Origin of the sequence: Propionibacterium freudenreichii subsp. freudenreichii (assembly GCF_000940845.1) — a bacterium.
Lineage (GTDB): Bacteria > Actinomycetota > Actinomycetes > Propionibacteriales > Propionibacteriaceae > Propionibacterium > Propionibacterium freudenreichii.
The window spans coordinates 1,281,801-1,300,515 of the sequence record NZ_CP010341.1; the positions used below are offsets into that span (position 1 = coordinate 1,281,801).

Below are 18,715 nucleotides of genomic sequence, written 5' to 3' on the forward strand. Positions count from 1 at the left end.
TGGGGGCGTGGTCTCCAAGAAGAAGCGTCAGCGCAGTGCCCAGGCACGCGTCCGTTCACGGGTCACGGTGCAGGCGAGCGCTGACCCCAAGCCCACCGACGCCCAGGCCCGGCCCACCGAGGTGCCACCCCAGCCAGCGGCCTTGAGCGTGCCTCCCCCCATTCCCCCCGGATTCGGCAGGATCCCGGTACACAATGTGCAACCGGTCCTTGAAGGGGGCGACTACGCGGCGAAGGCCGTGGAGAACGGTGACCTCCCGGTGACCGCGAACATCTTCCGCGAGGGTCACGACGCCGTCGCGGCAGCAGTGGTCCTCACCGACCCCGCCGGAGCCACCCAGCGCTTTGAGATGGCCCAGATCGAGCCCATCGGCCTCGACATCTGGAAGGCATGGATCAGGGTGGGGCGTCCGGGCGACTACAGCTTCCACATCGAGGCCTACGACGACCGCTGGGGTACGTGGCGGCACAACGCGGGGATCAAGTTCTCGGTCGGGCAGGACATTGCACTGGTCTGCCTTGAGGGCCTCCAATTGCTTGATGAGGCGCGTGACGCCGCACGGGCCGCCGGCGACGATGCAGCGGTCACCCTGCTCGAGCAGGCAGCCTCCCAGCTGGACCCCGAACAGCCCATGACGGTGCTCGCATCATTGCCGACCCGCGAGGACCTGCACCAGGCGATGGTGCGGTGGTGCCCGCGCAGGTTGGCCACCCCCACCCGCGAATTCCCGCTCGTCGTGCACCGCAAGGCGGCACAGTTCTCCGCCTGGTATGAGTTCTTCCCCCGCTCCATCGGCGCCGAGCGCCATGAGGACGGCTCGTGGACCTCGGGCACTCTTGCCTCCAGCGAGGAAATGCTCGAGCACGTCGCCGCGATGGGCTTCGACGTCGCATACATCCCACCAATCCATCCGATCGGCCACAGCTTCCGCAAGGGACCCAACAATTCCCTGACCGCCGGCCCCAATGACCCCGGATCCCCATGGGCGATCGGTTCCGCCGACGGCGGCCACGACGCCGTGCATCCTGACTTGGGCACGCTGGAGGACTTTGACCACTTCGTGGCCAGGGCCCGCGAGCTCGGACTCGAGGTTGCCCTGGACTTCGCGCTGCAGGCAGCGCCTGACCATCCATGGGCCACGCAGCACCCGGAGTGGTTCACCACCCGGCCCGACGGGTCGATCGCGTACGCGGAGAATCCCCCGAAGAAATACCAGGACATCTACCCGCTGAACTTCGACAATGACCCGGCCGGCATCTACGCAGAGGTCCTGCGCCTCATGGAATTCTGGATCGGGCACGGGGTGACGATCTTCCGCGTCGACAATCCGCACACCAAGCCGGTCAGCTTCTGGGCCTGGCTCGCAGCAGAGTTGCACAGCCGCCACCCCGAGGTGCTCCTCCAGGCCGAGGCCTTCACGCGCCCCGAGATGATGCACGCCCTGGCCAAGGTGGGATTCCACCTGTCATATTGCTATTTCGTCTGGCGCACCACCAAGCAGGAACTATCCGACTATCTCAATGAGTTGGCCCACGAGACCGAGTCGTTCTTCCGGCCGAACTTCTTCACCAACACACCCGACATCAATCCGAAGTTCACCAGGTCGGGAAACCCGGCCGCATTTGCCATCAGAATGATTCTTGCCGCCACCATGTCCCCGGCATGGGGTGTGTATTCCGGATTCGAGTTGTTCGAGCACGCCGCGCTGGTGGACGGTGGCGAAGAATACCTCGACTCAGAAAAATATGAGTACCGGCCGCGGGACTTCACCGCGGAACCGAACCTCAACCAGTTGATGACGAAGCTCAACCGCGTACGCCACGACCATCCGGCATTGCAGCAGCTCAATCACACCACCGTGCTGGAAACCAGTTCCGATCAGCTCTTCGCCTTCGCCAAGCGCAGCGGCGACGACCGGGTGATCGTCGTGGTGAACCTGGACCCGGACAACACGGTGGAAGGCACGGTGTACACCGACCTCGGCGCCCTGGGGTTGCCCGCCGATGCCCGCCTGGTGGCACACGACGAGCTGACCGATACGGTGTTCGATTGGAATGCCGCCCACTACGTGCGGCTCTGGCCGGCACAGCCGGCGCATATCCTGACAATCAGCTGGGCCTAGTCATGCACCTTCGTGTCGTGATGACTCCCACCTCCCGCACCCTGACCGATGGAAGCCGATCTGCCCCGTGACATCTGACCAGAACATGACGTCTGACCAGCACTCCGAGACCCCGCCCATCCGGGCCCTGCTCGGCGAGGACGAGGAACGCACCGCCGACGCCAGGGCCAAACTGGAGATGGCGCTGAGCCTCACCCAGCCCACCGGCGCGGTGGACCCGCACGACACCAGTTGGTTCGAGACCGCCGTGTTCTACGAGGTGATGGTGCGCTCATTCGCCGACTCATCGGGCGATGGCATCGGTGACCTGGCCGGACTTACCGAGCACCTGGACTATCTGCAGTGGTTGGGCGTCGATTGCCTGTGGCTGCCACCGTTCTTCGCCTCACCGATGACCGACGGTGGCTATGACGTCGCCGACTACCGCGCGATCTCCCCCGACCTGGGCACACTGTCCGAATTCGGCGACTTCATTGACAAGGCCCATGATCGCGGCATCCGGATCATCATTGACTTCGTGATGAACCACACCTCGGACCACCATCCGTGGTTCGAGGAGTCACGCCGACACCCGGACGGCCCCTACGGCGATTTCTACGTGTGGCGCGACAACCCGGATGGATATCCCGACGCCCGCATCATCTTCATTGACACGGAGACATCGAATTGGACCTTTGATCCGGTGCGCGGCCAATATTTCTGGCACCGGTTCTATTCCCACCAACCCGACCTCAACTACGAGAACCCCAAGGTGCTCGCCGAGATGCTCGACGCGCTCAGGTTCTGGCTGGGCTTCGGGGTGGACGGATTCCGTCTCGACGCCGTGCCCTACCTCGTCGAGGAGGAGGGGACCAATTGCGAGAACCTGCCCGGCACCCACGACATCCTCAAGCAGGTGCGCAAGATGGTCGATGAGGAATTCCCCGGTCGCATCCTGTTGTGCGAGGCCAACCAGTGGCCCCACGACGTGGTGGAGTACTTCGGCGACAACGACGAGTGCCAGATGGCCTTCCACTTCCCGGTGATGCCCCGGCTCTACATGGGCGTGGCCCGGCACACGCGCGAGGCGATCACGACGATCCTGGCCTCAACTCCCCCGGTACCCCAGGGGTGCCAGTGGGCGACGTTCCTGCGCAACCACGACGAACTCACCCTCGAGATGGTCACCGAGGATGACCGTCAATACATGTGGCGTGAGTATGCGCCGGACCCCCGGATGCGCCTCAACCTGGGAATTCGGCGCCGCCTGGCGCCGCTGATGGGCAACGATCCCGACAAGATCCGGCTCATGAATGCCATGTTGCTCTCGCTGCCCGGTTCCCCGGTGCTCTATTACGGCGACGAGATCGGCATGGGGGACGACATCTGGCTCCACGACCGCGATGGCGTGCGCACGCCCATGCAATGGACCGCCGATCCCTCAGCCGGTTTCTCCACGGCAACGCCGGACAAGTTCTTCCTGCCACTGCTGGCCGACCCCTACAGTCCCCAGCAGGTCAATGTCACCGATCAGATGGCTGATCCCGGATCCCTGCTGGTGTGGATGCGTTCCATGCTCACCACCCGACGCCAGTTCCCGGTGTTTGGGCGCGGTGAGTTCATCGACATGGGTGGCCAGAACGATGCGGTGCTCAGCTTCCTGCGGGTGCTCGACGATGACAAGCACGGCTCACAACGCCTGCTGTGCCTCAACAACCTGTCGCCCGAGGAACAGGACGTCCTGCTCTACCTTCCCGATGATGCCGGCACGAAACCGGTGTCGCTGCTCACGTCGCAGGCCATGGCACCCATCGCGGCCAACGGTGAGTTTCACGACACCCTCCCCGCTTGGGGCTTTGCATGGTTGGATTTGAGCAAAGGCTCGGACGAGCACGAGCACGAGTCCGAGTGAACAGGAGGCCCACTGATGGTCGCGCCGAACGATGATCCGCGGTGGCGCTACGCATCGACCGCACGCTGGTTCGCCGGCAAGGGGCGCGGAGGTGTGGCACGACGCATTGAGGCCCTGGACTGGTACCGCGCCCCCGAACCGGGACACCTGGGCGTGCGCAGCGAGATCATCACGATTGCCTACCCCGATGGCGCCCACGACTACTACCACCTGCCGATCAGCTACCGCACGGCGCCACTTTCCGACGCCCTGATCGGGCCCGCCGACGACCCCCAGCTGGGCTATGCGCATGACGCCACCAGGGACCCTGAGGCCATGGAGCTGCTCATCGCCTCACTCGGCAGGCGCGTCAACAGTGGGGACTGGTCGGCGATGCTGCCCCGGGGCGATCGCCTCACCGGTCCGATGCCGGCACGTCCGTTCACCGGCGAGCAGTCGAATTCGACGGTCTTCCTGGGCAGCACCGCGCTGGTGAAGTTCTTCCGTCACCTCGAGGTCGGGAACAACGTCGACATCCCATTGCACGAGGCCCTGGGCCGTTACCGGGTACGTGACGTCGACGAGCTCTACGGCTGGGTCACCGCACATTTCCGGGCGATCTCCGGGCGCGCGGTGCATGCCGACCTGCTCATGATCACCGAACAGCTCAAGACCCTTGGCGAGGGATGGCCGATGGCGGTGGAGTCCGCCACCGCCGACACCGATTTCTCGGCACATGCGGCCGGGATCGGCCGCGCGCTGGCGCATGTGCACCTGGCGCTGGTGCAGGCATTTCCGCCCGTGATGCTCAAGGGCGACGATGTGGCTGACGGCATGGTGGCCAGGCTCGACAGGGCGATAGAGGCCGTGCCGGCGCTGTCGGACTACCGGTCCATGCTGGTGGTCGGCTTCAACCGCTTGCGGGGCCATCGCCTGCCGGCCCAACGCGTGCACGGTGACTTCCATCTGGGCCAGACGCTTCTCACCCCGGGCGGTTGGCGCATCATCGACTTCGAGGGCGAGCCCCTGCGACCCCTGGCCGACAGGACGCTGCCCGACTCGGTGTGGCGCGATGTCGCCGGCATGGTGCGCTCCCTGGGCTACGCGGCGGCACAGGACGGCTCCCCCGACGCCCCCGCGCGCCAGCACTGGTTGCAACGCAGCCAGGCCGCATTCATCGCCGCCTACCTGGAGATCACCGGGGTGCATGACCAGGTTGACCTGCTGGATGCCTATGTGGCGGACAAGGCCATCTACGAGGTGGTCTACGAGACGCGCAACAGGCCCGATTGGGTCCATATCCCGATGGCCGCCATCACGTCATGGCACGAGCACCAATTCCAAGCCCCCAGGGGAAGGACACATCATGCATGACAAGTTCGGGAACCTCACCGGCACGGACCTGGAGGGCTTCCACAGTGGTGGTGACACCGAGGCCTGGCGGCGATTGGGTTCCCACGTCGTCACCGTGCATGACGACGCGCGCGGTGACCTCAGCGGCACCAGGTTCGCCGTCTGGGCACCCAACGCCCAGCGGGTGCAGGTGATCGGCGACTTCAACTGGTGGCAGGGCGACGACATGGAGTTCGTGCCGGGCTCGGGCGTCTGGGGGCTGTGGAAGGAGGGCGTGGGTGCCGGCGCCCGCTACAAGTACAAGATCCAGCACCGCGACGGCAGCTGGCAGGAGAAGGCCGATCCCTTCGCCTTCAGCACCGAGGTGCCTCCGGCCAACGCGTCGGTCGTCTTCGAGCGGGAGCACGCATGGGCGCCGAGCGAGGAATCCTGGCTGGCGCATCGGGCGCAGGCCGACCCGTACCACTCGCAGATGAGCATCTACGAGCTCCACGTGGGCAGCTGGCGCAAGGGCCTCGACTACCGTCAGCTCGCCCAGGAGCTGCCCGCCTACCTCACCTGGATGGGTTACACCCATGTGGAGCTCATGCCCATCATGGCCCACCCGCTCGAGGCGAGCTGGGGCTATCAGGTCACCGGCTACTACGCGGTGGACCCGCGTCATGGCAGCCCGGACGACCTGCGCGTACTCATCGAGGCCCTCCACGCAGCCGGGATCGGCGTCATCCTCGACTGGGTCCCGGGACATTTCCCCAAGGACGACTGGGCCCTGGGCCGCTTCGATGGCACGGCGCTGTTCGAACATGCCGATCCCCGTCAGGGCGAGCAACTCGACTGGGGCACCTATGTGTTCAACTTCGGGCGCAACGAGGTCAAGAGCTTCCTCATCTCGAATGCACTGTTCTGGGTGAGCGAGTTCCACATCGATGCCCTGCGGGTGGACGCCGTGGCGTCCATGCTCTATCTCGACTACTCCAGGCCGCCGGGCGGGTGGGTGCCCAACAAGTACGGCGGCCGCGAGAATCTCGAGGCGATTGACCTGTTGCGCTACATCAACAGGCATCTCTACCGGCGCCAGCCGGGTGTCATGATGATCGCCGAGGAGTCCACGAGCTTCCCCAAGGTGAGCGCACCGGTGGACGTGGGGGGCCTGGGCTTCGGCTTCAAATGGAACATGGGCTGGATGAACGACTCGCTGGAGTACATCAAGCTCGACCCCATCTACCGGCAGTACCACCACAACGAGATGACCTTCGCCATGGTCTATGCCTACTCGGAGAACTACATCCTGCCGATCAGCCACGACGAGGTGGTGCATGGCAAGGGATCCATGGTCAACAAGATCCCCCAGGACGACTGGCGCAAGTTTGCGACCCTGCGCAGCTTCTACTCGTTCATGTGGGCCTTCCCGGGCAAGCAGCTCCTGTTCATGGGCCAGGAGTTCGGCCAACGCTCGGAGTGGAATGAGGCGGTGGGCCTGGAGTGGTGGGTCGACTCCCTGCAGTGGCACAAGGGCCTGCGCGACATGATGCGCGAGATCAACCATGTGCAGGCCCGGACACCGGCACTGTATGAACTGGACAGCGAGCCGGAGGGCTTCCGCTGGATCAACGACAACGACTGGATGGCCAATACCTTCAGCTGGCTGCGCTTCGACCGTCAGGGCGGCATGGTGGCGTGCGTGGCGAACTTCTCACCGGAGCCCTACCCCGAATATGGCCTGCGCGTGCCCAGGGCCGGGCGCTGGCGCGAAATCCTCAACACCGACGAACAACGTTGGGACGGCAGCGGCGAGGCGGCGAACGGCACCCGTATCGCACAACCCGTGGACGGCGAGGAGGGGGCCGAACTGGTCATCTCGATCCCGCCCATGGCTGGCGTGTGGCTACGCTTCGAACCGGAGGCCACCGACTCATAGGGACGGCGGGCGAGTGCGGATGATCAGGGAGTGCCGTGGATGACTTCAAGGTGAATGTGGTTGTCGATGCCGGCATCGGAACCCTGCACTGGCAGGGAACCGTTGACCAGAAGACGCTCGATGAGGCAGTCAGCCTCGCTGCGGACGACGCCCTGATCGGCCACGAACTGCACCGGGTCGAGGCGAGTATCACCGCCGATGACCTGATGGCGATGCGGGCGCTGCATCGCGCCGGTTTCCGCCGCGAGGGGCGTCGTCGTCAGGCGGTACGTGCCGAGGACGGCAGTTGGCACGACGCCCTGCTGTACGCCCGACTCATTGACGACCAGGTCTACGGTGCCGGTGGGTTTACCGCGGTGATGGATACCGTCATGGCCACCCACCGGCTGATCGGCCACGTGCTCATCCGTGATGAGCACGGGCGCGTGCTGTTCGTCGAGACCACCTACAAGGAGGACTGGGAGTTGCCCGGCGGCATCGTCGAGGCGGGCGAATCCCCCCGGGTCGGCGCCGAACGCGAGCTGCGCGAGGAACTGGGTGTCGACATCCGGCTCAACCAGCCCCTGGTCGCCGATTGGATGCCGCCCTACCTGGGCTGGCGCGACGCCATGGAGTTCATCTTCGACGGAGGCCAACTGCCGTCGAGCACCATGCAACGCTTCGAACGCCCCGCCCAGGAGATCCGCAGCTACCACTGGGTGGCGCCCGAGGAAATAGCCGAACACGTCACGCCACTGTCCGCCCGCCGGCTCGCGCTGCTCGTCGCCGGCACCGCACCTGCCTATACCGAGGCGGGCAGCGCGGTCACGCCCGACGCCTAGCATCGGGCGGGCCCGTGGCCCGACCCACTCCCCCCTCACATGCACAAGGGCTGTGTCCCACCGGTTCTGGTGGGACACAGCCCTTGTCGATGTTGGGCGGGACTCAGCGGCGGGCTCAGCCCTTGAGGGCGTCCGAGACCACCTCGCGGGCACCGTCCTGGAGCTCGCTGAGGTGCTGGGCACTGCGGTAGCTCTCGGCGTAGATCTTGTACTTGTCCTCGGTTCCCGAGGGACGTGCGGCGAACCATCCCCCCTCGGTGGTCACCTTGACCCCGCCGATCGGGGCGTCATTACCCGGCGCATTCGTATAGATGTGCGTGATCGGGTCGCCCGCCAGCACGGTCGCCGTCACATCCGAGGGCGACAATGCCTTGAGCCTGGCCTTCTGGGCCCGATCCGCCTCGGAATCGATGCGCGCGTAGTAGTAGGTGCCGAATCTGGCCTCGAGTTCGCGGTAGTGCTCGCTCGGCGTCTTCGCGGTCCTGGCAGTGATCTCGGAGGCCAGCAGGTCCATGATGAGGCCGTCCTTGTCGGTCGTCCAGGTCTTGCCACCCAGCTCGAGGAAGGACGCACCGGCCGATTCCTCACCACCGAACCCGAGCTCGCCACTGATCAGCCCGGGGACGAACCACTTGAATCCGACGGGAGTCTCGTAAAGGGAGCGCCCCAACAGCCCGGCTACGTTGTCGATCATGGTGCTCGACACCAGCGTCTTGCCGACGGCAGTGTTGGACGCCCACCGGGGACGATTGCCGAACAGGTACTGGATCGCCACGGCCAGGTAATGGTTGGGGTTCATCAGTCCCCCGTCGGGTGTCACGATGCCATGCCGATCGGAATCGGCATCATTGCCGGTGGCGATGTCGTACTGGTCGCGCTTGGCCACCAGGGAGGCCATCGCATCGGGCGAGGAGCAATCCATCCTGATCTGGCCATCGGTATCGAGCGTCATGAAATACCACGTCGGGTCAATGACCTTGTTGACCACGCTGAGGTTCGGCAGCATGTGCTCGCTGATGTATTCCCAGTACTGTTCGGAAGCCCCGCCCAGCGGGTCTGCACCGATATGCAGTCCCGAGGCCTTGATGGCCTCGATGTCAACCACACTCCGCAGATCCTCGCAATAGCGACTCCGGTAGTCGAAGTGCTCCACCTGGTCCTTGGCACGCTCATAGGGAATGCGCTTGATCCCCTCGAGGTTGCCGAGCAGCTCATTGGCGCGTCCGGCAATCCATCCCGTGGCATCGGTGTCGGCCGGTCCCCCGTTCGTCGGGTTGTACTTGAATCCGCCGTCCCTGGGCGGATTGTGCGATGGCGTCACGACGATGCCGTCGGCCAGATCGCGTTCGCGTCCGCGGTTGTGCAGGATCACCGCCCGCGACAACGCCGGTGTCGGGGTGTATTCGTCCTCGGCCTCTGCGAGCACGTGGACGCCAGCCGCGACGAGCACCTCGATGGCCGTCTTCCATGCCGGGAGCGACAGGCCGTGGGGGTCCTTGGCCAGGTAGAGGGGGCCGGTGGTCCCCTGTGACGCCCGGTATTCGACGATCGCCGCGGTAATGGCGGCGATATGGGCTTCGTTGAATGCCGTGTCGAATGCTGATCCGCGGTGGCCCGATGTGCCGAAGACGACCTGTTGGTCGGGGTTCGTGGGATCGGGGCGCTTGTCGTAATAGGCGGCGATGAGCGCATCGACGTCGATGAGATCGGAGGGCTGAGCCGGCTGTCCGGCGCGTGGATCTGCCATGTCTCCATCATGGCGCAGCCGGTGGCGCAATGGGCGTCATGGTGGTGATCGGTTCCTGTGAGCAGCCCGGGCTCCCGTGCCCCGCATCGCCCCGATCGCTCCCCGGGCCGGGGGTGGAAGAATAGGGAGACATGAGCCAACCTCTCACGCCTCGTCAACCGTCCGGTCCGCAGGGTCCCGCCCGCGGTCAGTCGTCCGCTGCCCCGCAGGGCCATGCCCCCTCGGCACATTCCGACTTCTCCCGACCCGGCGCCATCGACCTGTCCAAGATCGCCGCCACCTCCCCCGCTGCCCCGCAGCCCGGTCAGGCCGGCGCGTCCACGGGCAGCTACGTCGTCGACGTCACGGAGGCCGAACTCAATGACGTGATCCAGCAATCGGTCAACTATCCGGTGATCCTGGCGCTGTTGTCGGCCAATGACCCGGGCAGCAACCAGCTGCGCTCCATGCTCACCAGGCTGGCCGACGAGTCCGCCGGCCGCTGGCTGCTCGCCGTGGTCGATATCGACACCCAGCCGCGCATCGCGCAGGCGCTCCAGGTGACGGCCATCCCCACTGTGCTCGCCCTGCTGGCCGGTCAGGCGATCCCGCTGTTCCAGGGCACCGCCGACGGGGCCCAGGTGCGCGGCGTGCTCGAGCAGGTCATGGCCTCCGCCGTGGCAAATGGCGTGGCAGGCCATGTCAAGCCCGTCTCCCACGGGGAGGCCGGCCCCGATCCGCGCTTCGCCGCAGCCGACACGGCGATGGAGGCCGAGGACTACGACCGGGCGGCCGACGAGTTCGGCAAGCTTCTGGCGGCCAATCCCAAGGACAGCGAGGCCGCTGCCGGGCAGGCCACCGCACGGCTGATGTCGCGCGCCGCGAATGCCGATCCGGAAGCGACGCTTGCCGCCGCCAAGGCGGCACCCGACGACGTACCGGCGGCGATGGCCGCCTCCGACGTCGACATGATTGCCGGGCGTCCCAAGGACGCCTTCGGCCGCCTGATCGGCCTCATCCGCACCACTGCCGGCGACGAGCGCGACGCAGTCCGCACGCGGCTCCTGGAGCTGTTCGAGACCATGGACCAGGCCGATCCCGAACTGCTGGCCGCACGTCGCGCCCTCGGGGCGGCCCTGTACTAGGCCCCCGCTCCCGGCCGAGCGCCTTTTCGGCACTTCTCACCGCGGCCCTTTCTCCAGGGCCCGGATTTGAGACCGCGCGGCGTGTGGTTCCTCCGTTCCCGACGACCACCGGACCGGAGGAACCCCCGCCGCGGTGCCGGCGGCAATATCCGCGCGGTAACACCGACCCGGGACGGATGGATGCGAATACCATCTGGTCACATCGCGGCGGCATTGTGGGATGATGGCCCCATGAGTAATGAGGATCTTTTCATCTGTATCGATCACGTGGCATATGCGTGCCCCGACGCCGACGAGGCTTCCAAGTACTACCAGGAGACCTTCGGCTGGCATGAGCTCCACCGCGAGGAGAACCCGGAGCAGGGAGTCGTCGAGATCATGATGGCCCCGGCTGCGAAGCTGACCGAGCACATGACCCAGGTTCAGGTCATGGCCCCGCTCAACGACGAGTCGACCGTTGCCAAGTGGCTTGCCAAGCACAATGGTCGCGCCGGACTGCACCACATGGCATGGCGTGTCGATGACATCGACGCCGTCAGCGCCACCCTGCGCGAGCGCGGCGTGCAGCTGCTGTATGACGAGCCCAAGCTCGGCACCGGCGGCAACCGCATCAACTTCATGCATCCCAAGTCGGGCAAGGGCGTGCTCATCGAGCTCACCCAGTACCCGAAGAACTGACTGCGAGTAGTCGATTAGTCGCCCGCGGGTCCTGATCACCACCGACCCGGCGACATCTGCCTGTGGCGCATCCATCGTCGGATGCGCCACAGCTGCGTTCACGACCACTTTCACCCCACCGCCACCCACCAGCTTCCGAGAAGGGAACGCCGCCCATGATGCGAGTGCGCCAGGCCATCGCCAGGATCGGGTGGGCGATCAGTCCCTACCAGCTGGTCGGCCGGGAACTGACCAGCGAGCCGGGCGTGGTCCTGGGCGCGCCCCACACCAGTAACTGGGATTTCATCGCCTTCCTGGGCGTGTCCTGGTATTACCGGGTGCCACTCAAGGTGCTGGTGAAGAAGTCGTGGATGCGGGGGCCCCTGTGGGCCCTCGGAAAGGCCCTCGGCGCCGTGGCGGTGGATCGTGCCCATCCCGGACAGGTGGTGGAGCACCTGGTGGCGCAGGCAGAGCAGGGACACTCCTTCAAGCTCGTCATCGCCCCCAAGGGGACCCGGTCACCTCGCCAGTACTGGAAGTCCGGCTTCTACCGGATCGCACTGGGTGCCGGGCTGCCGGTGACGCTGGCGGGCATCGATGCCGGTCGCCGACAGGTCGAGGTCGGACCCACGATCCGCTTGACCGGCGATGTCCATGCCGACATGGATCGCATCCGTGCCTTCTACGACCGCTTCGATGGCGTCCACCCGCAACTGCGCTCCGACCCGCGGCTGCGCGAGGAGGACTCCTGACCGGGCCGTCGCGCGGTCACGGCGACATCCAGATCCGCATCCACCCGACAAGTACACCTGCCAGAGCCTGGTCGGATGCCCCCACGTCCGGGCGGTTCACAAGTTCAATCCCGCCCGGAATTGGTAGCCTCGATCCAGACCTGCCCGAGGAGCCTTCGATGAGCCAATACGACGACAGCCACACCGGTGATGACCAGAGCGAGGAGACCGGCCTAAACCTCTTCGACGACCGGGCCAGCGCGGCCGGGAGCTTTCCCCACGCGATGATGGGATACGACCGGAGCACGGTCGACAACTACGTACGTGACCTGGAGCAGCGTCTCTCAGCAGCCCGCCAGCTCAATCGCGATCGGCTGCGCGACCTCGAGTCACTGAAGTCCGAGCAGGGGACGACCGACTTCACCCGGTTGGGTGCACATGCCACCAACCTGCTGCGCGCCGCCGAGGCCCAGGCCGACGACCTGGTGACCAAGGCCGGGGTCGAGGCCGAGCGCATCAAGGAGGAAGGCCGCCGCGTTGCGGCCGACCTGCGCGCCAATGCCCAGACCGAAGCCGATGATGTGCGTGTCTCCGGGCTGACGAACCTGCGCAACCTGCGCAAGGAGACCGAGCAACAGACGCAATCGGTCATCGCGCACGCGAAGGAACAGGCCGCCACCGTGGTGGCCTCGGCCGAGCAGCAGGCGCAGGCCGTGATCCAGGAGGCCGAGCAGCAGGCCGAGATCTTGGCACACAAGGCCGACGACGCCGCGAAGGCCTCGGAGCAGCAGAACCAGCAGAAGGCGGCCCAGACCGCACTGGAGGCAAAGAACCGGGCCCAGGAGATCGAGGCCCAGGCCCACATCCAGGCAGAGCAGATCCTTGCCGGTGCACGTCGTGACGGGGAGGCCACGAAGGCCAAGGCCCAGCAGGCGCTCACCGATGCCCACGCGCAGGCCGACCAGGTGCTGGCCGACGCCAGGCGCGAGGCCGATGCCACCAGGGCAAAGGCGGAGGCCGCCCTAGCCGACGCGCACGCGAAGGCCGACGAGATCCTGGCCGATGCCCGCAACGAGGCACAGGCGACGAAGGCGAACGCTGAGTCGACCCTGGCTGACGCGCACACCAAGGGCGAGGAGATCCTTGCCGATACGCGCCGCGAGGCCGATGCCACCAAGGCCTCCGCCGAATCCCAGGCCAGCGAGCTGGTGGACAAGGGCAAGCAGGAAGCCGCGGACGCGCGAGCCCAGGGGCAGGCCCAGGCCAAGCAGATCCTGGACCAGGCCCGCGCCCAGGCCGATCAGATCCAGGCCGACGCACACGACGCAGCCCAGAAGGCGTTGGACGCCGCATCCGCCCAGGCGGACAAGGTGCGCAAGGACATCGATGCGCTCCTGGCGCAGAGCACCAAGACGGCCCAGGAATCGGCCGCCCGGGTGAAGGCCCAGGCCGATCAGGTGGCCGAGTTGAGCGCCAAGGCGCTGGCTACCGCCGAGCAGAGCAAGACCGACGGCGTGCGCGAAGCGGAATCGCAGGTCGCGGCCGCCCATCGCCAGTCCGCGATGATGAAGGATCGCCTCGAGGAGCAGTACGCCTGGCGCAAGGAACAGCTCGAACGCGAGACGCACGCCCTCGAGCTGCGCAAGGACGCCGTCCTGGCCCAGTTGTCGAATGTGCGGGCGCTTGCCCAGGAATCCGTGGCCGACTTCCCCAACACCGACTCGCTGACCAACGCCGCCCTGTCGCTGGCTGATGGCACCTCCACCGGACCCGACGCCACCATGGCCCTGAAGGCGACCGTGGGCCCCGAGGGACAGCAGTCGGGGGGGCACGAGGACGATCAGCAGTGGCTGGCGCACTCGGGCGACAATGGGGCGACGGATGCCTCACCCGACGAGGAAACCACCATGCTGAAGACCAAGGACCCCCAGGGGGAACCGCGCAGCTCGCGGCGGAACAAGAAGTCCCGCTGACCGTGCCGGGTCGGCGGCCAGAACCGCCGGCCCCGTCGGCTCAGAACAGGCGTTCCTCCGCGTTGTCGATGCCCCGCAATGCGTCATAGTCGACTGTCACGCAGTCGATGTGGCGGGTGCTTGCCAGCACCTTTGCCTGCGGCTTGATGAGTTGTGCGGCGAAGACACCCCGCACCGGTGCCAGCAGGGGGTCGGCATTCATCAGCTCGAGGTACCGCGTGAGCTGTTCCACTCCGTCGATCTCGCCGCGTCGCTTCACCTCAACCGCCACGTATCCCCCGTCGTCACTGCGCAGCAGGAGATCGACCGGACCGATGGCAGTGGGGAATTCTCGGCGCACCAATCGATAGCCCTTGCCGAAGGTCTGTGGGTTCTCCGCCAGCAGTGCCTGCAGATGGGCCTCGACTCCGTCCTTCTGCAGTCCCGGATCGATGCCCAGATCGTATTCATGATCGTCGATGATCTCGGCGATGGCGATCTGGAGGATGTCACCGCTGCGGGCCTTGACCATCCACACCTGGTCGATCTCGGCATCGAGGTCGGCCGTTGTGGCCGCAAGGTCCTGCGGCGCATCCAGGACGGTGAGAGTGCAGGGCGGGCTCATCCAGTTCAGGGGCTTGTAGGCGCGGTCATCGCTGTGCACGGCAACTGAGCCGTCGGATTTGATGATGATGAGCCGCTTCGCCATGGGTAGGTGGGCAGTCAATCTTCCGCCGTAGTCAACCTGGCAGCGGGCTATAACAACGCGCACGGCGTACACGGTAGCAGGGCGTTCCAGCCGATCGCCGGGCCGAGCGAGGCCGCTGCCACCACCTGTTCGGACGGGCCGATTAGTCTTGGACGCATGGGTCACCACCGTCCGAGCAAGCATCTTCGCGCCGCGCGCCCGTTGAACGTCGGCGCCATGCGCACGGCCGTGCAGAAGTACGACGGACGCTGGATCGTGCAGCAGATCGTGGCAGGACGCTCCGTCAAGGAGTACCGCTGTCCGGAATGCAACCGCATGATCCCGGCGGGCACCGCGCACGTGGTCGCGTGGCTCGAAACGCCCCCGATCGGCGCAATTTCGCCGGTTGAGTTCCGTCATCACTTTCACACCTCCTGCTGGAATAGGCGGCCATGAACCAGTCATCCGGGTCCCTTCACGTCACGACGATCGGCTCCGGGCCGGCCACTGCGGTGTTCCTGCACGGCCTGCTCGGCCAGGGCAAGAACCTGGCGGGTGCGGCCAAGGCCCTTGATGGCGTGGCGACCAGCCTGCTCATCGATGCCCCGAACCACGGGCTGTCACCCTGGACCGGGGAATTCGACTACCGGGCCATGGGCGACGCCGTGGCCGCCGAACTCAAACACCGCGGCGCCGCACGCAAACCGGTGGTCCTCATCGGGCACTCGATGGGTGGCAAGACCGCGATGTGCCTCACCCTGGACCACCCGGAGCTCGTCGAGAAGCTGTGCGTCGTGGACATTGCGCCGGTCAGGTACAGCCACTCAAAGTTCTTCACCGGCCTCATCTCCGCCATGCGCGGCCTTGACCTCGCCGCCCTGGGATCACGGCGCCAGGCTGACCAGTCCCTGACCCAGCAGATCCCCGACCCGGTCATTCGTGGCTTCGTGCTGCAGAACCTTCACCACGGGCCGTCCACGCCGGCGCTCGGGGACCGCGGACCCGAGACCTGGCATTGGCGCGCCAACCTGGCTCTTCTGGCCCGGGCGCTGCCCCAGATGGAGGCCTTTCCCGACTTCGCCGGGCGCCACTGGGACGGACCCACCCTGTGGGTCTCGGGTGGCAAGTCGGACTATGTGCAACCCGCCTACCACGCGGCCATGCAGGCGCTGTTCCCCCGGGTTGAGCTGGTGACCGTGCCGGGCGCCGCCCACTGGGTACACGCCGACGAACCCGCCGAGTTCGGGCAGCTGCTCCGCAACTTCGTCACGCACGGTGAGTGAGCGCCACGCACTGCGCCGCGGACAGATTCCCCGCTGCTCCCCACCGCCATTCCGCAACTGCCGATTAGGGTAAGAGACATGGTAAACATCACGCGCGTCTACACCCGCACCGGCGACGCCGGCACCACCCGCCTGTCCAACAACGAAGTTGCTCCCAAGACCGATCCCCGTGTGCAGGCATACGGGCAGGTGGACGAGACCAACTGCACGATCGGGGTGGCCCTGACGCTCGACCCCAGCGACGACATGCAGAAGGTGCTCGCGATCGTGCAGAATGAGCTGTTCGACGTCGGCGCCGACCTGTCGAGTCCCGTGGTGTCCGATCCCAAGTTCAGGCCGGTACGCGTGGACCAGACCTCGGTGGATCGCCTGGAGAAGTGGATCGACGAGTTCGGTGAGGACCTGCCGGCACTGCGCTCATTCATCCTGCCCGGGGGAAGTCCGCTGGCCGCACAGCTCCACGTGGCCCGATCAACCTGCCGCCGCGCCGAGCGGGCCGCCTGGGAGGCCGTCGAGGCCTTCGGCGGCGAGGACGGAAGCTCCGAGCCCAAGGGTGGGGTGAGCCTGATCGCGGTGAAGTACCTCAACCGGCTCTCGGACCTGCTGTTCAATCTGTCGCGCCATGCCAACTACGAGGCGGAACACGACGAGGTGCTCTGGGTGCCCGACGGCGAGCGTGAGGTCTGAGCGAGGCGTGGTGCCGCGCACTGCCGAACCCGCGTGACCCGGAGAGGCCCCGGCCGCCACTTGCACCCCCCAACGGCCTGCCCACAACCCAGCACCAACAGGTGGCGGGCAGGATCGGCAGGTGGGCGGCGTCAGCAGGTGGCGGGCAGGACGCCCGCCGGGAATGGTTCGGGCTCAGGGAACCCGATAGGTCCACTCAGGGGTGTTGAACTTGGTGTCGACCAGCTGTTGGGCCCGAGCCATCTCCTCGGGCGTGTAATCGGAATCGACGCAGTTGTAGCGATTCTTGAAGTACGCCAGGAACCTGGTGAAGATCTCGTCGCGGGGCAGCCCGGTCTGTGAGCGCATCGGGTCGACGCGCTTGTTGGCGCTCTTCGTCCCCTTGTCGGACAGCTTCTCCCGCCCGATGCGCAGCACCTCCATCATCTTGTCGGCGTCGATGTCGTAGCTCATCGTCACATGGTGGAGCACCGTGCCATCGACCAGCCGGCGCTGGGCGGCGCCTCCGATCTTCCCCTTGTCGCTGGCGATGTCGTTGAGCGGCTTGTAGGTGGCGTTCACACCCACCTCTGCCAGCGCACCGAGCACCCAGTCATCCAAGTAGGCGTAGGACTGTTCGTAGCTGAGTCCCTCGACGAGGGATCCGGGGACGACCATCGAGTAGGTGAGGCAGTTGCCCTGCTCCATGAACATCGCCCCGCCGCCGGTGATGCGACGCACCACCTTGATGCCGTACTTGCGCGCGTTGGCCTCATCCACCTCATTGCGCACCGACTGGAACGAGCCGATGACCACCAGGGGCCGGTCCCAGTCCCAGAAGCGGAAGACCGGTCCGCGCACGCCCTGCGACACCTCATCGGGGATTACCTGGTCCAGGGCCACGTGCAGCGTCGGATCCATCACCTTGGGTCCCATGACCTCGAAGGTCAGGTCGTTCCATCCGAGCGCGCCGCGCACTGCCCGACGAACCGCGATACCCACTGCCTCCGGATCGAAGCCGATCAGTCGCGCGTCGGGCGACAGCCGCGCCCGGATTGCCGCGGCGAGGTCAGCCACGCTGGCGTTGGCCGGCTGGCCTTCCAACGCCGCATTGATCTCGTCCAAGGCATCATCCGGTTCCAGGAAGAAGTCCCCCGATACGTGCACGCGTGCGAGCCGCCCGTCCACGATCTCCAGATCGACGGCCACCAGTTTTCCTCCACGCACCTTGTACTCGCCGCGCAACGCTGCCTCGGCCATGGTGTCTCCCCCTGTCAGCTGACCTAGTCGAATTCGCGATAGCTTTCGCCACCGGGGGGGCCCGCTTCGAGCCACGCCATGAGGCCCATGAGCGACTCCGGCGCGAGACCCAACTCCATCACATGCTCCGCCCCACCTGGAGTGTGCACCTCAAGGCGGACGATCCGGTGGCTGTTCACTGCCAGCAGACCGTCCTGGGGGCTCGGTGCCCGATGGTCCATGAGGCGGGCCCCCCGGCGGCGAATCACCAAGGTGGGTCGGAAGCTCGCCGACAGCATCTTGTACCACAGCAACGAATTGCCCGAGTAGCGGGCCACACCGGGAACCCACCGCGAACCATTCCTCGGCAGGCGCTGGCGCACCTCGCAGCTGAAGATCCCCTCACGGCTCAGGAGCCACTGCCGCCTGGCAATGAGCACGCCGAGGCCGGCCACGACGGCCAGCGCCAGCACCACAGCCACGATCTCGAGCGCGGCGATCATGAAGCGATCGCCCTGTGCTCGTTATCCATCGTCGCGGACCC

General features: G+C 66.2%; 16 protein-coding genes. 12 read left to right on the forward strand and 4 right to left on the reverse strand.

Features of this window, described 5'->3' with window-relative positions; translation table 11 throughout:
* Nucleotides 1-7 precede the first annotated feature (7 nt).
* From RM25_RS05480 to RM25_RS05500, 5 genes are all read left to right on the forward strand, one after another.
* Nucleotides 8-2,122, forward strand: coding sequence for an alpha-1,4-glucan--maltose-1-phosphate maltosyltransferase (locus tag RM25_RS05480; RefSeq protein ID WP_044636164.1), 2,115 nt, complete (start codon nucleotides 8-10; stop codon nucleotides 2,120-2,122).
* A 178-nt stretch (nucleotides 2,123-2,300) separates the two neighbouring features.
* Nucleotides 2,301-4,013: a maltose alpha-D-glucosyltransferase gene (gene treS / locus RM25_RS05485; RefSeq protein ID WP_230843929.1), complete on the forward strand. Its 1,713-nt coding sequence runs from the start codon at nucleotides 2,301-2,303 to the stop codon at nucleotides 4,011-4,013.
* Nucleotides 4,014-4,028: 15 nt separating this feature from the next.
* Complete coding sequence (locus RM25_RS05490; protein ID WP_013160967.1) at nucleotides 4,029-5,366, forward strand: maltokinase N-terminal cap-like domain-containing protein; 1,338 nt, start codon at nucleotides 4,029-4,031, stop codon at nucleotides 5,364-5,366.
* Complete coding sequence (gene glgB / locus RM25_RS05495) at nucleotides 5,356-7,263, forward strand: 1,4-alpha-glucan branching protein GlgB (RefSeq protein ID WP_036941459.1); 1,908 nt, start codon at nucleotides 5,356-5,358, stop codon at nucleotides 7,261-7,263. Before RM25_RS05490 ends, glgB begins: the two co-directional genes overlap by 11 nt.
* Nucleotides 7,264-7,298: 35 nt before the next feature.
* Nucleotides 7,299-8,084, forward strand: a complete 786-nt coding sequence (locus RM25_RS05500) for an NUDIX hydrolase (protein ID WP_052809124.1) — start codon at nucleotides 7,299-7,301, stop codon at nucleotides 8,082-8,084.
* A gap of 115 nt (nucleotides 8,085-8,199) precedes the next feature.
* Here the strand turns inward: RM25_RS05500 and pgm are convergent, their stop codons facing one another.
* Nucleotides 8,200-9,831 (reverse strand): phosphoglucomutase (alpha-D-glucose-1,6-bisphosphate-dependent), encoded by a 1,632-nt coding sequence (pgm, locus tag RM25_RS05505; RefSeq protein WP_044636165.1) that lies wholly within the window; start codon nucleotides 9,829-9,831, stop codon nucleotides 8,200-8,202.
* Nucleotides 9,832-9,962: 131 nt separating this feature from the next.
* Here pgm and RM25_RS05510 point away from each other — a divergent pair, with 131 nt between their 5' ends.
* From RM25_RS05510 to RM25_RS12740, 4 genes are all read left to right on the forward strand, one after another.
* Nucleotides 9,963-10,955, forward strand: coding sequence for a tetratricopeptide repeat protein (locus RM25_RS05510; protein ID WP_052809125.1), 993 nt, complete (start codon nucleotides 9,963-9,965; stop codon nucleotides 10,953-10,955).
* A 231-nt stretch (nucleotides 10,956-11,186) separates the two neighbouring features.
* Nucleotides 11,187-11,633 carry a methylmalonyl-CoA epimerase gene (gene mce / locus RM25_RS05515; RefSeq protein WP_013160962.1) on the forward strand — a complete coding sequence of 149 codons (447 nt, stop codon included), beginning with the start codon at nucleotides 11,187-11,189 and terminating at the stop codon, nucleotides 11,631-11,633.
* A gap of 155 nt (nucleotides 11,634-11,788) precedes the next feature.
* On the forward strand, nucleotides 11,789-12,364 hold the full coding sequence (locus RM25_RS05520; protein WP_044636166.1) for a 1-acyl-sn-glycerol-3-phosphate acyltransferase: 576 nt from the start codon (nucleotides 11,789-11,791) through the stop codon (nucleotides 12,362-12,364).
* Between the two features lie 158 nt (nucleotides 12,365-12,522).
* Nucleotides 12,523-14,316, forward strand: a complete 1,794-nt coding sequence (locus RM25_RS12740; RefSeq protein WP_052809126.1) for a hypothetical protein — start codon at nucleotides 12,523-12,525, stop codon at nucleotides 14,314-14,316.
* Nucleotides 14,317-14,356: 40 nt separating this feature from the next.
* Here the strand turns inward: RM25_RS12740 and nucS are convergent, their stop codons facing one another.
* Entirely contained in the window at nucleotides 14,357-15,067 is a 711-nt protein-coding gene (gene nucS / locus RM25_RS05530) for an endonuclease NucS (RefSeq protein WP_013160959.1), read from the reverse strand.
* Nucleotides 15,068-15,160: 93 nt separating this feature from the next.
* Here nucS and RM25_RS13230 point away from each other — a divergent pair, with 93 nt between their 5' ends.
* From RM25_RS13230 to RM25_RS05545, 3 genes are all read left to right on the forward strand, one after another.
* Entirely contained in the window at nucleotides 15,161-15,439 is a 279-nt protein-coding gene (locus RM25_RS13230) for an Rv1322 family protein (RefSeq protein ID WP_013160958.1), read from the forward strand.
* Nucleotides 15,436-16,266, forward strand: a complete 831-nt coding sequence (locus RM25_RS05540) for an alpha/beta fold hydrolase (protein ID WP_044636167.1) — start codon at nucleotides 15,436-15,438, stop codon at nucleotides 16,264-16,266. The genes RM25_RS13230 and RM25_RS05540 overlap by 4 nt, the downstream gene beginning before the upstream one ends.
* 78 nt (nucleotides 16,267-16,344) lie before the next feature.
* Complete coding sequence (locus RM25_RS05545; protein WP_013160956.1) at nucleotides 16,345-16,953, forward strand: cob(I)yrinic acid a,c-diamide adenosyltransferase; 609 nt, start codon at nucleotides 16,345-16,347, stop codon at nucleotides 16,951-16,953.
* A 174-nt stretch (nucleotides 16,954-17,127) separates the two neighbouring features.
* On the opposite strand, the gene RM25_RS05550 is transcribed toward RM25_RS05545, so the two are convergent.
* Complete coding sequence (locus RM25_RS05550; protein WP_144406047.1) at nucleotides 17,128-18,192, reverse strand: lipoate-protein ligase LplAB; 1,065 nt, start codon at nucleotides 18,190-18,192, stop codon at nucleotides 17,128-17,130.
* A 23-nt stretch (nucleotides 18,193-18,215) separates the two neighbouring features.
* Nucleotides 18,216-18,674: a DUF2550 domain-containing protein gene (locus RM25_RS05555; protein ID WP_013160954.1), complete on the reverse strand. Its 459-nt coding sequence runs from the start codon at nucleotides 18,672-18,674 to the stop codon at nucleotides 18,216-18,218.
* Nucleotides 18,675-18,715: the final 41 nt, after the last annotated feature.

What these genes read in the sequence shown, in the direction of transcription:
- treS (WP_230843929.1), top strand. Translation starts at nt 2,301, where the DNA reads ATGGCGCTGAGCCTCACCCAGCCCACCGGCGCGGTGGACCCGCACGAC.
- RM25_RS05490 (WP_013160967.1), top strand. Translation starts at nt 4,029, where the DNA reads ATGGTCGCGCCGAACGATGATCCGCGGTGGCGCTACGCATCGACCGCA.
- pgm (WP_044636165.1), bottom strand. Translation starts at nt 9,831, where the DNA reads ATGGCAGATCCACGCGCCGGACAGCCGGCTCAGCCCTCCGATCTCATC.
- RM25_RS05510 (WP_052809125.1), top strand. Translation starts at nt 9,963, where the DNA reads ATGAGCCAACCTCTCACGCCTCGTCAACCGTCCGGTCCGCAGGGTCCC.
- mce (WP_013160962.1), top strand. Translation starts at nt 11,187, where the DNA reads ATGAGTAATGAGGATCTTTTCATCTGTATCGATCACGTGGCATATGCG.
- RM25_RS05520 (WP_044636166.1), top strand. Translation starts at nt 11,789, where the DNA reads ATGATGCGAGTGCGCCAGGCCATCGCCAGGATCGGGTGGGCGATCAGT.
- RM25_RS12740 (WP_052809126.1), top strand. Translation starts at nt 12,523, where the DNA reads ATGAGCCAATACGACGACAGCCACACCGGTGATGACCAGAGCGAGGAG.
- RM25_RS13230 (WP_013160958.1), top strand. Translation starts at nt 15,161, where the DNA reads ATGGGTCACCACCGTCCGAGCAAGCATCTTCGCGCCGCGCGCCCGTTG.
- RM25_RS05540 (WP_044636167.1), top strand. Translation starts at nt 15,436, where the DNA reads ATGAACCAGTCATCCGGGTCCCTTCACGTCACGACGATCGGCTCCGGG.
- RM25_RS05545 (WP_013160956.1), top strand. Translation starts at nt 16,345, where the DNA reads ATGGTAAACATCACGCGCGTCTACACCCGCACCGGCGACGCCGGCACC.
- RM25_RS05550 (WP_144406047.1), bottom strand. Translation starts at nt 18,192, where the DNA reads ATGGCCGAGGCAGCGTTGCGCGGCGAGTACAAGGTGCGTGGAGGAAAA.
- RM25_RS05555 (WP_013160954.1), bottom strand. Translation starts at nt 18,674, where the DNA reads ATGATCGCCGCGCTCGAGATCGTGGCTGTGGTGCTGGCGCTGGCCGTC.